Source organism: Mesorhizobium sp. AR10 (assembly GCF_024746795.1).
Taxonomy (GTDB): Bacteria; Pseudomonadota; Alphaproteobacteria; order Rhizobiales; family Rhizobiaceae; genus Mesorhizobium.
The window spans coordinates 4,765,205-4,778,733 of the sequence record NZ_CP080524.1 but is presented as its reverse complement, the minus strand read 5'-3'; the positions used below and the strand labels follow the sequence as shown (position 1 = coordinate 4,778,733).

The following is a 13,529-nucleotide window of genomic DNA, read 5'->3' as shown; positions in this document are numbered from 1 at the left end:
TGACAGGCAGCACCAAGCCGCCACGAAGCGCGGGCGCGACGTGTGCCGACAGTGACTGTTGCTGACCCTCCGAAGGCGATTTTGGCGGTGCGTTTCTACTTCGCCAAATTCGTCACGGAGATTGAATTAATCCAATCGAAGCGCTTGCGCAAGCGCTTCGATGATCAATTTTCATCTTTTTCTGTCGCTGCCTCCAAGACTGCCTACGAAATCCGCACTATCATATTGTCAGTTTGCAAGCGCGCTTCTGCCGAATGGCGGACGAGACGGTGGGGGCTTGAGGGCCCTGCCGAGCTCGACGCCGGCGGTCGAGCGGCTGAACGGCTTCAAGGACGGCGTCAAGGAGAACGCCAGGATCCAGGTCGTAGCCGAACAGGCTGTGCACTGACGGTCTCATCGGTATCGGCGGAGCCGCGAATCTGTGCTAAGCCGCCGCCCAACCAACCAAAGGACGACAGCTGTGAGCGAATTGACCGTGGCCGAGGCGACCGAAAATATCTATGCCTCGCTGCGGGCCGACAATGCCGACATCGACGCACATATCGCGACGCTCAAGGCAGCACTGACACGAGAGGGTATGAAACAGGCGGTGTTCGATCCGACCAAATTGGCGCAGAACAACCGCCAGGGCCGCAAGTTGATGCAGGCTTATTTTCGGCAGCGCGGCGTGAGCGTGAGGTTTTCGGAGTAGTAGAACCGCGCGGGCCGACTGGGTGCCGGACAAAGCCGAGACCGCCTTCGCCGCCATGCTGCCAGCCGATATCAATGTGCTCTATGCCTCCAAGGACATGATGGCAGCCGGGACGCTGCTCGCCGCCATGGGCGCGGGCAAGGACGTCAAGATCATCGGCACCGACGGCCTGCCAGGCCCGGCCGGCGGCATCGAGGCGGTGGCCAAAGGGCGACTGGGTCGCAACCTTCACCTACCCAACGGGCGTCAAGGAAGCGATCGAGATGTCGAAAAAGATCCTGCTCGATTGCGCCACTTCAGTGGAGCCGACTGTGACGGTGGAGACGACAGCGATCGCGGCTGAGAATGCCAAGCAGCTGATGGGGAAGTGAGGGGCGATTAGAGCCCGGCACTGAGGATGATACGCAAGGCCCCGGAAGGGGCCTTATTTGTTTTGGGGGCAAAGCTGGTCCTACGAAGAATGGCAGCTTCGTGCCTATGTCGGCGGTAGCGTTACATTGGCCTAGAAGCAGGACGATCTGGCAAAAAACCTCCTAGGCTGGAAATCTGCCTCATTTCAATCGTTGGCGGAGATCCCGTCCAATCCCTAGAAGCCGCCCTGTTTTCGTTCAATGTCGCCCAGACGACTCTAAGCCAAGCCAACTCTTGTGCGCTTGCGGTATGAGTTCCATGAGTCGATCGAACACGGCCGATGTTGGCTGGGCCAGGTCTACGGTCACAAACCTGATCCGATGCCCTTGAATCCTGACACTCTCATCAAGACTGCCATCTACAACGGGATGCAGAAACATCCCCTCCGCCGTCAGCGACAGCGGGTCATCGGCCCGCTCCTGGCTCCGCAGATAAGTGTACAGCTGATAGATATAGCCGCTCTTGAAAACAGCGTCACGATACTGTGATTGCGCCAGTACCGACGTGAACTTGGTGTCGATGACGACCCTATGCGCTGTCTCTCTGTTCTCAAGAATGATGTCCGACACCATGCCGGGAAACAGCTCCTCTGCCTGGCACGTGAGGAAGTCGATCTGCCACGGTAAGGCCTTGCCCTGCTGAACAGTCCAGCCCCAATGACGGAGCTCAATTTTGTAGAAGTTTCCGACCGCCTTCTCGAACAGCTTCCTGACAAGAACCTCGTCCTTGTCCACTCTGGACATGGCGTTTCCACCAGCATCTTCGGTAGGCAGGACGAGGTCAAATACCAGCTTTGCCAGCGTTACCATCAGCAGGTCATCGGCATCATGCCGCCCGAGGCGGTCGGCGCTGAGAGCAGCGCGCGAGGGCTTGATACCACCGACCCCTTGCCGTCCCAGATCGCCCGCAAGCCGCGAGCAATTATGCCTGAGCTGCCCATCGTTTATCCTAGGCGAGAGAGCGTCCAGCGCTGCCCTCACCAGACGGTTGCGCGGCGTATCATATGTGAACTCTTCGAACCGGCACGCCACCATGCCTTTGCCGAGCAGGTCCTGCGAAAAGGTGGCCAGCACGTCTATCCTACCACGCACGCGCGTCAGGGCTTCCTTCCGGCTCTGATAACCACGGCTCAGATTGCGCCGCATTCGACGGTCGACGGCATAGCAAAGAATGCGGGCTATCAGCGACGGAAAGTCCGGCGCCTCTTCAACTTCCGCCGCATACTGCCCGTGGAACCTCGCAAGGTTTGATGCATACAGAAACAGCGTCCAGATATTGCGCACGGGGATGCTGCTGATCAGGCGGCTTTGAGGTAAGGTCGATGCCTCAGCGGCCCCCCCTTGCATCAAAGGCCTGCAAGCAGTTTCTGCTGGGCAGATGCGACCTTTTCGGGCGCATCGAACCAGTACTCTTGGAGCAGCGGTACGATCTCGCTGCTCACAACCTCCGAGAACCATTTCCGCGCATCGCCCGCCAGAGCGGCAGCAGGCGTCACATAGCTATGGCCGATGCGGTATTGCTCTCCCAGCGACCTGTCCTGCCCGATCTCCTGATTGAGAGCATTCATGCGCTCCTCAATCAATGCAACGACACCCTGATCGAGGTTACATTTTCCTATGCACCATTCACGCCAGAGTCCATTAAGCTGAGGCTCAAGATCGACGAAAGCAAAGCGGCGGCGCAAAGCAAGGTCGACAAGAGCAAGCGATCTGTCTGCTACGTTCATCGTCCCGATGACGTAGAGGTTGCGCGGCACGTAGACGCGTTCACCCGGCGTCCGCCGGTAGGCTAGCTCCATCGCCTCCTCGCGATAGCGCTTCGTGTCTTCAAGAAGCGTCAGTACTTCGCCAAATATCTGCGCCGGGTTGCCGCGATTGATCTCTTCGATGACGAGAACAAAGGGCCGGTCCGGTTCAGCCTTTGCTGCGTCAACGATCTCTAGAAACACGCCGTCCACGAGGGCTAGCTTGCCATCGCCAGAAGGACGCCAGCCACGAATGAAATCCTCATAAGAGAGGGACGGGTGGAACTGCATAACGCGCAAGCGCTCGCGCGTGACTTTCGGATCCTTCGAGCCCAGCAACGCGTAGGCAAGCCGCCTGGCAAGCCAGGTCTTGCCGGTGCCCGGCGGCCCCTGCAACACAAGATTGCGCTTGCTCTCTACGCGGCCAAGGATCCGGTCAATCTCTTTCCTGCCGAGAAAGCAGCCGTCCGCAAGGATATTGTCGACGGTGTAAGTTGGCGATGCCGCCTCTTCCTCGGTTTCAACCGCATCCTCTTCGAACAATTCATCGAGGGTGTTCATCGCCTGCTCCGGACCGTACTTCTTGGCAAAGTAAGGCTGCCTGATCCAGAAATCATAATCCTGACGGGCACCGGCAAACGCGAAGGCGATCAGCCGGCGTGCCAGTTCATCGTTGGAGTCGGCTTCGACTAGCGTGACGCGATAGGTATAGAAGAACCAGTCGCGGGGCGGATCAAGCACCTGCCAATCGACCTTGACCGTCTTACCGTCACCCATGTTCTTCGTGATCGTCCCTGTCGCTTTGATGCGCATGCAGGACACGGATTGGCCGCGATTGTCGAAGGGCAGATGGTGCTTGCGCACGAATGATGACTTAATGGCGATCTTGTCGCCCGCTTTCATACGCTGAACTTCGTTGGTGAACTTGTCGTGGAACCCGTTCTGCCAGATGCCTTCGGCAAAAAAGCGCTGCGTCTGGTCATCCGTTCCGCCCCAGGTTGCTCCCACGAACCAGAAGCTCCTGTCGGGATCAGAAAGTAGTTCGTGACCGGCGGAGGTATCCGGCGCGGGCTCATCCTCGCTCTCTTCACCGGTGGCGGCGAACTGCTTGCGGACCTCCTTGAAAACCTCCAGCGCCTGCGTATTGGTCAGGGTCGTGACCTCTCCTTCCGGGGTCAGCGCCCATACGCCGCGTTTGCTGCCATCGATCAGCCCCGCCCGTGACAGGTAATAGCGCGCCCAGCCCACCTTATTCTCGAATTTGGATTGTCCGCCCTTCGTGACGGCGACGATATCTTCCTCAGGAACTTCGTGATTGGATTTTATCCACTCGTACACCTGTTCAGGTGCGCCTCTCCCTCCTAATGATTGAAGAGCTGAAAGTACGGGGCCGAAGTACCGTACAAATCGGGGTCCTCCTGGATCATCCTCATCGGCATCCATTTCTATCCCAAGCTCGGCCGGCGCCGTTTTCGCCCACGCGAAAACTGCTTGCTGCTGCTCATGCAAAAACGCTTGAGGGTCATCCACCGGGATATTGAGATTCTTGACCGCAGCCATGAAACCCGCAAGGGACTCGCCTTCGAGCCGCCCGGTCTCAAGATTATCCTTGTTGACGACAATCGATGAGATCAGTGGCCAACCCCGGTCATGTGAAATCTGCACAAGCTGGTCGAGTTGAAGCGGCAATGGCCGCCGGGCCTCCTTCCATTCGACATTGCTGGCAGCAGCAACATCGCCATAAGTGACAAACTGCCCTTGCTGGGCACTGTTCAGAATGGCTTTATAGCTCTTATTTATATTAAGGCTCATCGAATTCCCCCGCAGATTCCGATAGTTTTGATTCCCCGTGGCGTAGAGCAAGGGAACGCTCTTTTCTATTTTTATCTACGCAAATATTCCATCACCGTGCTTCATCGGAACCGGCAACACGGAGCGAAAGCGTAGGGCATACCCACAGAATCCCACAAACAGCAGAACAGCAAGCTCATGATACCTTGGTGTTACCCCATCTAATGAGCAAAAGCTGGGCCGACAATCTGTGGCAAATGATATGAATGAGGCCTATGGGCGTCGCCGACAGGTTTCGACCTTCGAGAGGCAGCGCCCCATCAGCAGATCGTTCGCTCGGGTGCCAACTGTCTGCTTTCAAAGCTTCCTGGCCAAAGGCCGCCCAGTCCGCTCCCGGCCCACATCTGACATCGGAGCATTGCCGGGTCCCGTGCTTGTTCAAGTCAACCACACCTATCCGCAGCCTTCAGCGCTTCGGCACGGGAAGGTTTGTGCAAATCCGCAATCCGTCGAACAGAAGCGTAAAACCTTGGATAGTCGCCGGAACACAAGTCGAACAAGCGGAGAAAGGCCGGAACCTGTTCGCCGTAGACAGCAGTCGCGGCGAGCTTTGCGTTGTTGATCGGGGCATCGAACCAGGCGTCATATCTCCGGTATCCGGCCCCGCTGATATCGCGCATCTGCCGGTAGCGCATCCGCAGTCTGTCGATCGTGGCTGCTTTGGCCGCCGCCATCTGCTCCGGGGTGCGGGAACTTTCATAGACCCGCCTCAACTCGTCCCGGGTTTTCGAGACCAGTCCGAGAAAATCGGCGCTGCGCTTGCGATCGACTTCGTAGCGGCGCAATCCGGCCCGGTCGCCAGCGGCGCGGAGCCACTTCCTTACGCCGGTGGTTTCGACGGCAACCGCGAAAGCCTCATTGAATGCGGAATCGTCATCCACATAGATGCGCTGATGCGCCAATTCATGAAAAACAAGGCTTGCGAGATACGTGTCGTCCTGACGGAGCATGGTGCTGAGCAGCGGGTCACTGGACCAGCCCAACGTGGAATAGGCGGTGACGCCCGAGACATAGACGTCCAGCCCCTGTCTCTGAAGCTCGACCGCGCTCTCAGTCGCGGATTTGCGAGCAAAGTAACCCCGGTATGGAACGCAGCCAAAAACCGGAAAGCACCATGTTCGTGGCGTGAGCGAGAATTGCGGCGCCGCAAAAACGGCCCAGGTCACGGCGTCCCGATGGATGTCGACATAGCTGCGGTAGCTGTTGTTTTCGGGCAGTGCCAGCTCATCTGTCGCAAACCGTCGTATGGCGCTTGCCGACGTCAACTTGGCGCGCAATGCCTCAGGCGTCGAAGGATCACGGATGAGTTTCCCGACATTCCTCCGCGCGGCCATGATCTGCACGTGACCCTCCAGCGACTGCGCGTAGTAGGAAATGCTCGTGCAGCCGGTCACCCCGGACGCCATGATCACCGCGGCAAGCATTCGAAGAACGCGCTTCACTGTTTGCCCACCGCTTGATCATCTCCCAATGCAGCAAATGTCTCGATCTCCGCTCTCAAACAGGCGCACCAATTTTCGTCAAGGTCTGCTGGGGCAGCGGGTTAGACTTTCGACTTTGGCAGGGTTGGCAATGCGGCCATTCGCCTACGATTGACGGAAGTCCGCCGCAGGCGGAGGAGGGAGATACGGACTGTCCATTGGGATGCCGTGTTCCCCCAATCTGCCGGTGATGGCCGCCGGCGCGCTGCTCGCTGCCAAAGGCGCCGGCAAGGTCGTCAGGATCATCGGCACCGACGGCCTGCCGGGCCCGGCCGGTGGCATCGAGGCGGTGGCCAAAGGGCGACTGGACCGCGACCTTCACCTACCCGACCGGAGCCAAGGAAGCGATCGAGATGTCGAAAAAGATCCTGCTCGACTGCGCGACCTCGGTGGACGAGACGGTAACGGTGGAAACGACCGCGATTACGGCTGAGAACGCCAAGCAGCTGATGGGGAAGTGAGGGGCTAGAGTTCGCCACTGAGGTTGAGATGGCAAGGCCCCGAGAGGGGCCTTGTTTGTTTTGGGACAAGGCTGGTTTTGCGGGAAAGGCCGTTTTGAGCCAAAGGACACCTTGTCCCGCGGACGGTGAATGGCCCGCTTCGCGCCCGAAGTCGGTCGTTCCAGCCGGCTTTCCGACCACCAGGAGCGGGCATCGCCGGTGACACGCTTGAGAAATGTCAGGTGAGTCAGAATGCCACCTTGGCTTGGAGCAAAACATCCGGCAGAAAGTAACCTGAGGGGATAACGATGCCGGTCATGACGAAGTTGGGAACGACAGACGCAGACATTCGCTCTGCGCTACACGCCAAACGATTGCGTCGCGCCAAATCTCATCCCGATACACTCGTGATCGACGAACTTGGCCTCGCGCATGCCAGGAGCCGCATCGACGTGGCCGTCATCAACGGCTGCATCCACGGCTATGAAATCAAGAGCGCCAAGGACAATCTCGACCGGTTCGCGGCCCAGATCGATATCTACCGTCAGACGCTACAAAAGCTAACACTCGTCACCGCGCCGAAGCATGTGGCAGGCATCATGAGTCACGCTCCCGAATGGTGCGGCGTGATCGCGGCCGAGCGGGGACCAAGAGGCGGCATCAACTTCCAAGTGCTGCGAAACGCCGCCGCCAATCCCGAGATCGATCCGGTCATGATGTCGCATCTGCTCTGGCGTGACGAAGTCATCGAACTCCTGGGCCAGGCTGGATTTGCGCCGAAAGACCTCCGCCGGCCGAGAAAGCAGCTTTACGAGATGCTGTGCGAAGCCATGACCCTTCGCGAAATCACCGCTTCCATCCGCGCCTTCATGGCGCAGCGCCAGACGTGGAGAGATCGTCCAGCACGTGCATCACGTGATGGTTGATTGCTACGTCCTTCCATCGCGTGAGATTGCTCGGCGGAGCTTTCTTGATAGCGCATTTGCCGATGTAGTCATCTCCGTAGCTATAGTCATTCCCTTTGAAGACGCCTGACGCCACGAGCACCGCACAATGCTCGTGCATCTGCCCTTCATTGCCCCGAAACGCACCACCTTTGCGGATCCACCAGGACTTACCTGTAGTGTAAACAATCTTTCCCGCCGATTTGATTTTGCGCATGTCCTGCGGGGTGAAGTCCGGATGGACGATCGTATAGTCTCCGTAGTTCGGTCGTCTCATGCCCGACGGCAATTTTGAGAGAAGCGTCTGGAAGAATAGCCAGTCGTGACGTGGCAGCTCATCCTGCCCTTTCGCAACACCCTTAAACGTTTCCGGAATTGCTGTGCCCACGAGCACGAAGTTGCGAAACCGGTTGAGGTCACCCAGCCGGCGCAAGGCAGCAATCAGCGCGATCGAGAATGAATCGTAGGGCTCAAAGTTTGGCTCACCGAGATCGATAATGAGATCGACTTCGTCCTCATTGACCCCAAGCGATCTACACATTGCAACAACACGGGCAAACGCATCCTTCTTCATCAGGTCTTCGAGCCGTACGGCAATGGCGACGCCTTGCCCGTCTTGCCCGATGATTGTGGCAACGGAATTCTGAAAACGACTTTCGGCATCAAGCCGGATCGAGGGCACGGCCCTGGCGTCGGACTTCCGCAAGCCGTCAAACACGTAAGTAAGAATGTCACGCCCGTCATTCATTACACCGTCGACAATGCTTGGATGGACCCCGATCCACGCCGGTCTGTTGCCCCATTTCTTCTCATAGCGGGCGACAAAAGGATGGACGTGCTCATGGATCGTCTTTTTCGGTTGCCAGGAATCAAAATCGAATTCGCGCTCCGGAATCGTGATGTATGGGACAACCCGTTCTTGCGCTTTTGCAGCCAGGCGCATCAAAGCCTGATATTCAGCCATGCGCCACCGCAGCGCCGGAACATACATGTCTTTAGTCAAGATCATCGGGAGCCTCCTCAAGCTGCGAACGCACGTGACCCTGACCAACCAAATCGTTTAGGATGGTGTAGTTGCCGCGCTCCTTCCTGATGCGCCCTGCAATGATGCTCGGATCGATGCCGATCGTCTCGGCATCGATCCGCACTGCCTCTTCCGACAGCGCGAAACGCGAGAGACACTGATCCCACAATGCTTCCGGTATCACAGCGTCGAGCGCAAATTTATCGGCCTCCGCCTCGATCGCATCGCCGTAGTTGCCGCCTTCCTCATCGAAGAAGTCAAAGCGCAGACCGTCGAAGAGATGCAGAAAGACGTGACCCAGTTCGTGCATCAACACAAACCAGAAATTATCCAGCCGGTCATAGCGCAGCGTAAGGCCTACGACCGGGGTCTCACCATCGGCGAGCATGGCCGCGCCGTCGAGATACGACCCCGGAAGGTGACGCTCGACAATGAGAACGATGCCTTTCTCGGCCAACAGATCGCGAGCACGCTTAGGCCCGTCTTTGCGATTGGTAAGACGTGCCAGCTCCGGCAGCCATCGGTCATCCAGTTCGAAGATGCCAACCTCACCGGCTCCGATTTTGCCATGCGCCCGCTCCAGAATGCGCGCCTGCCACGCGAGCAGGGCGTATTCGTTCGGCACGTTCCCGCTGCGCATCTTCTTGCGATGAAACGCCGTCGCAAATTGTGGTCCGGCCGCGTGTAGGAAATATTCCTTCACGCGCTCGATTGGGTTTGCGCCACGCGGCAGATCAAACCACTTGCGTTGGATCATCTCCTTGTAGGGAAGCTGGCCCCAGACGACATCGTCGGCATCGCCCCACGCGAACACCGATCCGCCGGCCTGCTTCGGTCCCTCAAAACTTCCTGACGCCTTCACACCGAGCGCCTTCGAAATCTCGATCAGCCGCCCAAGGCTTGCGCCCATATAGTCGGTCGCCTCGTAGCGCTGCACCTGTTGCGGCTTCATGCCAAGTTTTTCGGCGAGGTCAGTCTGGCTCATGCCGGAGGCAATTCGCGCTTGCACCAGCACGCGTGGCAATTCTTCTAGCGCATAGGTTTTCGAGAACGAGACCTGGCCGGATTTCAGCAGATCGTACTCACCAAGCTCGGCCTCGATATCGGCGATCTGGCTCTTGAGCCCATCGATCTCCGCCTGCTTGAGCCATGCCTTATCCGATGCGCGCGCCTTCGTAGCAGCAAGCGCATCTTGCAACTTGGTTAGTTGCGCGCTCGATACGCCATACTGTTTGTCACTGTAAATCATGGCTGTACCTTCCCGGAGAGAAGCGGATCGGCCGAAAGCGGAATGGAGATGATCCCTTTCTGTTTTCCTGTGAAACGATCCAGTTGGAAAAAATCGACGAATGCCTGCCCGACATCCACACACATCATCGAGGATGGAACTCGCCCTTGAATGCCGCTTTCTGCGCTGCCCGACCGTTCGCAAATTCCAGGAACACGGGATCAAGCTTGGCCGCATCGACCCCGGTAGGGTCCCAGCATGCATCGAAATCGCCGGGCCTCGGCTTGCCGGTCACATAGCTGCCGTCGAGATAGATCGCCGGACATCCAGCCAATCGCAGCTTGCCGGAGGCGAGAACGAGGCCGTCGAAAAGCTCACGCCGCCAGGCGTTCGTTGCGAAAGCAGCCGCTACATCTTTCAAACTCGCCGCGTGTGCTCCAGGGGGCAGAACGGCCCACGGAGAGCCAGACAATGGGACAAGGGCAGGAATCATGCTTACAACAATAATGTTGTAAGCGCTAAAAAGCAAGCCTGGGAGGGCTGGCCATCTGGTCGCCGCCGGATTCGGTTTGGGAAGCCTGAATGGAACGGCCGAAACTGATAGCAGGCATGCCTTCCATCTCGGCCGTTTGAGCCAGAGCGTATTGATCATCCAACAGCAACCTCATAGCACCAAGATTTGGCGTGCCACCGGCCGCTTACCTTGCGTTTAGCTCCGCCATGTAAGGCTTCAAAATCCCCGGGGGCGCACGCCAATGTTGGACAATTACGAACTTGACCGGTTTGGCGTGATCCACCAGATCGACGCCACACCGATCACATACGACAAGCAGTACATTTCCTACTACGAGGATCTGAGCGACCGGACCATCAAGCTCGGCTATCAGCGGCTTGGCTGGGTGTTGGGGATCACAGGCGAAATACCCCGGTCCGTGCTGGAGATCGGCTATGGCACCGGCACATTCGTCGAAGCCGCCAAGATTACCGGGGTTGCCGACTGCGCCGGCTTCGACATCACCAGGTTTCCGCTGCCCGAGGGGGTCCGCTTTGTCGATTGGGATGAGGCGCTTGCCGGCTCGTGGGATCTCGTCGCCATGTTCGACGTGCTCGAGCACATTCCTGACCTTGGTTTTCTTGCCCGCCTTCAGGCCCGCCATTTGGCCATCGCCGTTCCCTATTGCCGCTGGCGTGAGCTTGGCGCCGATGGCGACGCGTGGTTCCGGACGTGGCGGATGCGCTTGCCCAACGAGCACCTGCACCATTTCGACCGGCAATCCCTGGTGGCGCTGCTCGCGCATCACGGCTTCGAATGCGTGACGCTGAATGGCTTCGAGGACGGGATCAGGCTGCGGCCGGGCGAGGCGGGTCCCAACATTCTGTCCGGCTTTTTCAGAAAGCTATAGGCCGGGTTCCTCCCACCGCTGCGATGAGCGGACAAAGCCCAGGCCGCCTTTGCTGCCATGCTGCTGGCGCACCCGGCTGGGCGCGCCAGCACGCTATCGGATTTATTGCGCCGGCGCCGGCGCGGGTGCCGCTGGCGCTGCCGCGGGTGCCGCCGCCGTCGTGAACCCGCACTGCTTCTGTTCCATCTCGATCTGCTTGGTGATGCGGATGGCGTTCTGGGCGTAGGCTTCCGTCACCGAGCCGCTGTTGACGGTCTTGTCCTTCAGCGGGCTGACGGCCGCGCAGAGGTGGAAGACGTGCTCGGTGTCGGACTTCGCGGCGCCGCTTTCCGGTGCGATCCAGTAGACCACATCCTGGCCATTGGGGTGTGCCGCGTCCTTCGTCGCCTCAGCCACGGTGGTGGAGTCGGTGGCGATCGCCTGCGCCTGGGCGGCAACTTCGGGCGAACAGGCTGTGGTCGGCTGCCCCGCCTTGATCTGTTCCGCGCACGTGTTCATGTCCTGGGTGTACTGCTCGACCGATGGGGGTTGATAGCTGACCCCGATCAGCGTCGCCAGCACGGCCAGCACAGCGCCGACGCCGCCGGCAATTTTCTTGCTCTTCGGGTCCATGTTCTTGTCGTTGAGGATCAGCAGAACCAGCGGCAGGAAGGCAATCAGCGTGATGATCGCGCCGAGCTGGTTCTGGACGAAGAACCGGAATGTCTCGGATTCGCGGGCCGGATCCTTCCTGTTGGCCGCCTTCCAAAGCAAGCTGCCGGCGATAGCGAAAATCGCGATCCCGACCAGAATGCCGATCAGCAGCGGCAGGTTTCCCTGGTCGAACTTGTGCCGGTAGAGCAAAACAATGCCGGCGATCTCGCCGCCAATGGCAATAAGCCACGAGAGCGCGGCGAAAAGCCGGAGGCGCGTGGCGCCGGACTTCTGGCCCTGCGATGCTTGCCAGTCCTTGGTAACGTCTACGGTCGGCTTGTTGTCGCTCATGACCAGATCCCCCGGTGTCGACACTTTTGCAGGGCGGCGTCACATCGAAAGGCGCCCGGCGCAGCGTCATTGATCGAACGTCGCCTGCCTCAGCGCGAAAGCGCCGCAGCAGACCATACCCCCATCCTTATTGCGCATGATTGGATTCGTCCATAGCCACGGGGCATACGCCGATGCGGCTGAGGTGAGCTCGTTCGGAAGCGGGGAGTCACCCCTTGGCCTTCACCAACCGCTCCAGCGCATCCACAATCAGGTCACAAAACTTCGCATGGTCGAGCTTCATCGCCACGGAGTGACGAAAGTCGGTCCTGCTCGCTCGCCGTGCCACCGAAATGGTGCATGCCGCCCATCTCTGCGAAATTGCAGACCGTCATGCCCTTGGTCCACCGTCCCGCAAGCTCGACGCGGATATCGGCCTTCAATGTGGTGAAGACGCTCGGGTCGATCATGGCCGCCACGCAGCATGCGTCATGGATGGCGGGATACTCGATCTGCAGCAGGCCGCCATGCGTGGTCGCTATGAACTCCCAGATATCGAGAATGAACTGGGCCATCGGGCCGCCGACGGCGCGCACCCGGTCCTGCAGGTCCGGTGTGGCCAGCGCCTGGTGCGTCAGGTCGAGCCCCACCATGGTCACGTCCCAATTGGCGCGGAACACCACGTCGGCGGCCTCCGGGTCGGCATAGACGTTGAACTCCGCCGCCGGCGTGATGTTGCCGCGCGTAAAGCTTCCGCCCATCGCGACGACCCGCTTCACGTGGCTGACGATGCGCGGATCCTTGCGCACGGCGAGCGCGATGTTGGTGTAGGGGCCGACCGGCACCAGCGTGATCGTCTTCGGCTCATGCGCCATGACGGTGTCGATGATGAAGTCGACGGCATGCCGCTTGTCGAGCTCGAACGACGCCGGCGGCAGCACGGGGCCGTCGAGCCCGGTAGCGCCATGGATCTCGACGGCCAGCACCTGGTCGATGAGGAGCGGACCTGGAGAGCCCTTCGCCACCGGCACCTTGATGCCATAGGCGGTGCATACGGAAAGCGCGTTGCGCGTGGTGTTCTCGACATTGTGGTTGCCCGAAACCGTGGTGATGCCGAGGAGATCGATCTTCGGATTGCCTGCCGCAAGCAGGATGGCGATCGCGTCATCATGCCCGGGGTCGCAGTCCAAAATGATCTTTTCCATGGTGGCACCTCTTTTGTCGGCCGAGCCCGTCGGACAAGAGACTGGCATTCCTGCCCCGTCAAGGTTCTGGCCCTCGGCAGACATAGTGCCACGCCGCTCCGCCGACGCGCTGTCCTGATCGCAACCGGCTCTTGACGTACCATC

Annotated in this window: 12 protein-coding genes and 1 pseudogene; 5 read left to right on the top strand and 8 right to left on the bottom strand. The window is 59.2% G+C overall.

The annotated features are described in order from the left end of the window. Window positions 1-460 precede the first annotated feature (460 nt). Both LHFGNBLO_RS26710 and LHFGNBLO_RS26705 read left to right on the top strand, forming a co-directional pair. Window positions 461-691, top strand: a complete 231-nt coding sequence (locus tag LHFGNBLO_RS26710) for a hypothetical protein (RefSeq protein ID WP_258602277.1) — start codon at window positions 461-463, stop codon at window positions 689-691. A gap of 22 nt (window positions 692-713) precedes the next feature. After that, complete coding sequence (locus LHFGNBLO_RS26705; RefSeq protein ID WP_258602276.1) at window positions 714-1,034, top strand: hypothetical protein; 321 nt, start codon at window positions 714-716, stop codon at window positions 1,032-1,034. 265 nt (window positions 1,035-1,299) lie between these two features. Here LHFGNBLO_RS26705 and mcrC read toward each other — a convergent pair whose 3' ends face one another. From mcrC to LHFGNBLO_RS26690, 3 genes are all read right to left on the bottom strand, one after another. Next, window positions 1,300-2,385, bottom strand: a complete 1,086-nt coding sequence (gene mcrC, locus LHFGNBLO_RS26700; RefSeq protein ID WP_258602275.1) for a 5-methylcytosine-specific restriction endonuclease system specificity protein McrC — start codon at window positions 2,383-2,385, stop codon at window positions 1,300-1,302. A 62-nt stretch (window positions 2,386-2,447) separates the two neighbouring features. Beyond that, entirely contained in the window at window positions 2,448-4,709 is a 2,262-nt protein-coding gene (locus LHFGNBLO_RS26695; RefSeq protein ID WP_258602274.1) for an AAA family ATPase, read from the bottom strand. Window positions 4,710-5,080: 371 nt separating this feature from the next. Beyond that, window positions 5,081-6,121 carry an aminopeptidase gene (locus LHFGNBLO_RS26690; protein WP_258609911.1) on the bottom strand — a complete coding sequence of 347 codons (1,041 nt, stop codon included), beginning with the start codon at window positions 6,119-6,121 and terminating at the stop codon, window positions 5,081-5,083. A 244-nt stretch (window positions 6,122-6,365) separates the two neighbouring features. Between LHFGNBLO_RS26690 and LHFGNBLO_RS26685 the strand changes: the two are divergent. Together LHFGNBLO_RS26685 and LHFGNBLO_RS26680 are read left to right on the top strand one after the other, a co-directional pair. After that, window positions 6,366-6,639: pseudogene (locus LHFGNBLO_RS26685) on the top strand (ABC transporter substrate-binding protein); the annotation flags it as partial. Window positions 6,640-6,926: 287 nt separating this feature from the next. Then, the gene (locus tag LHFGNBLO_RS26680) at window positions 6,927-7,544 is read left to right on the top strand and encodes a sce7726 family protein (RefSeq protein ID WP_258602272.1); all 618 of its coding nucleotides are present in this window, start codon (window positions 6,927-6,929) and stop codon (window positions 7,542-7,544) included. On the opposite strand, the gene LHFGNBLO_RS26675 is transcribed toward LHFGNBLO_RS26680, so the two are convergent. From LHFGNBLO_RS26675 to LHFGNBLO_RS26665, 3 genes are all read right to left on the bottom strand, one after another. Then, window positions 7,486-8,571, bottom strand: coding sequence for a beta family protein (locus tag LHFGNBLO_RS26675; RefSeq protein ID WP_258602271.1), 1,086 nt, complete (start codon window positions 8,569-8,571; stop codon window positions 7,486-7,488). The genes LHFGNBLO_RS26680 and LHFGNBLO_RS26675 overlap by 59 nt on opposite strands. After that, window positions 8,558-9,835, bottom strand: a complete 1,278-nt coding sequence (locus LHFGNBLO_RS26670) for an XRE family transcriptional regulator (RefSeq protein WP_258602270.1) — start codon at window positions 9,833-9,835, stop codon at window positions 8,558-8,560. The genes LHFGNBLO_RS26675 and LHFGNBLO_RS26670 overlap by 14 nt, the downstream gene beginning before the upstream one ends. Before the next feature lie 124 nt (window positions 9,836-9,959). Continuing rightward, complete coding sequence (locus LHFGNBLO_RS26665) at window positions 9,960-10,466, bottom strand: DUF6932 family protein (RefSeq protein WP_258602269.1); 507 nt, start codon at window positions 10,464-10,466, stop codon at window positions 9,960-9,962. 103 nt (window positions 10,467-10,569) lie between these two features. Between LHFGNBLO_RS26665 and LHFGNBLO_RS26660 the strand changes: the two genes are divergently transcribed. Continuing rightward, window positions 10,570-11,217 carry a class I SAM-dependent methyltransferase gene (locus LHFGNBLO_RS26660; RefSeq protein ID WP_258602268.1) on the top strand — a complete coding sequence of 216 codons (648 nt, stop codon included), beginning with the start codon at window positions 10,570-10,572 and terminating at the stop codon, window positions 11,215-11,217. Between the two features lie 102 nt (window positions 11,218-11,319). Here the strand turns inward: LHFGNBLO_RS26660 and LHFGNBLO_RS26655 are convergent, their stop codons facing one another. Then, window positions 11,320-12,201: a hypothetical protein gene (locus LHFGNBLO_RS26655; protein WP_258602267.1), complete on the bottom strand. Its 882-nt coding sequence runs from the start codon at window positions 12,199-12,201 to the stop codon at window positions 11,320-11,322. Between the two features lie 254 nt (window positions 12,202-12,455). After that, the gene (locus LHFGNBLO_RS26650) at window positions 12,456-13,385 is read right to left on the bottom strand and encodes a nucleoside hydrolase (protein ID WP_258602266.1); all 930 of its coding nucleotides are present in this window, start codon (window positions 13,383-13,385) and stop codon (window positions 12,456-12,458) included. Window positions 13,386-13,529 lie beyond the last annotated feature (144 nt).

Excerpts from the sequence above, each read along its gene's own strand:
- LHFGNBLO_RS26675 (WP_258602271.1), bottom strand. The coding sequence starts at position 8,571 with ATGATCTTGACTAAAGACATGTATGTTCCGGCGCTGCGGTGGCGCATG.
- LHFGNBLO_RS26665 (WP_258602269.1), bottom strand. The coding sequence starts at position 10,466 with ATGATCAATACGCTCTGGCTCAAACGGCCGAGATGGAAGGCATGCCTG.
- LHFGNBLO_RS26690 (WP_258609911.1), bottom strand. The coding sequence starts at position 6,121 with ATGCTTGCCGCGGTGATCATGGCGTCCGGGGTGACCGGCTGCACGAGC.
- LHFGNBLO_RS26655 (WP_258602267.1), bottom strand. The coding sequence starts at position 12,201 with ATGAGCGACAACAAGCCGACCGTAGACGTTACCAAGGACTGGCAAGCA.
- LHFGNBLO_RS26680 (WP_258602272.1), top strand. The coding sequence starts at position 6,927 with ATGCCGGTCATGACGAAGTTGGGAACGACAGACGCAGACATTCGCTCT.
- LHFGNBLO_RS26650 (WP_258602266.1), bottom strand. The coding sequence starts at position 13,385 with ATGGAAAAGATCATTTTGGACTGCGACCCCGGGCATGATGACGCGATC.
- LHFGNBLO_RS26670 (WP_258602270.1), bottom strand. The coding sequence starts at position 9,835 with ATGATTTACAGTGACAAACAGTATGGCGTATCGAGCGCGCAACTAACC.
- LHFGNBLO_RS26660 (WP_258602268.1), top strand. The coding sequence starts at position 10,570 with ATGTTGGACAATTACGAACTTGACCGGTTTGGCGTGATCCACCAGATC.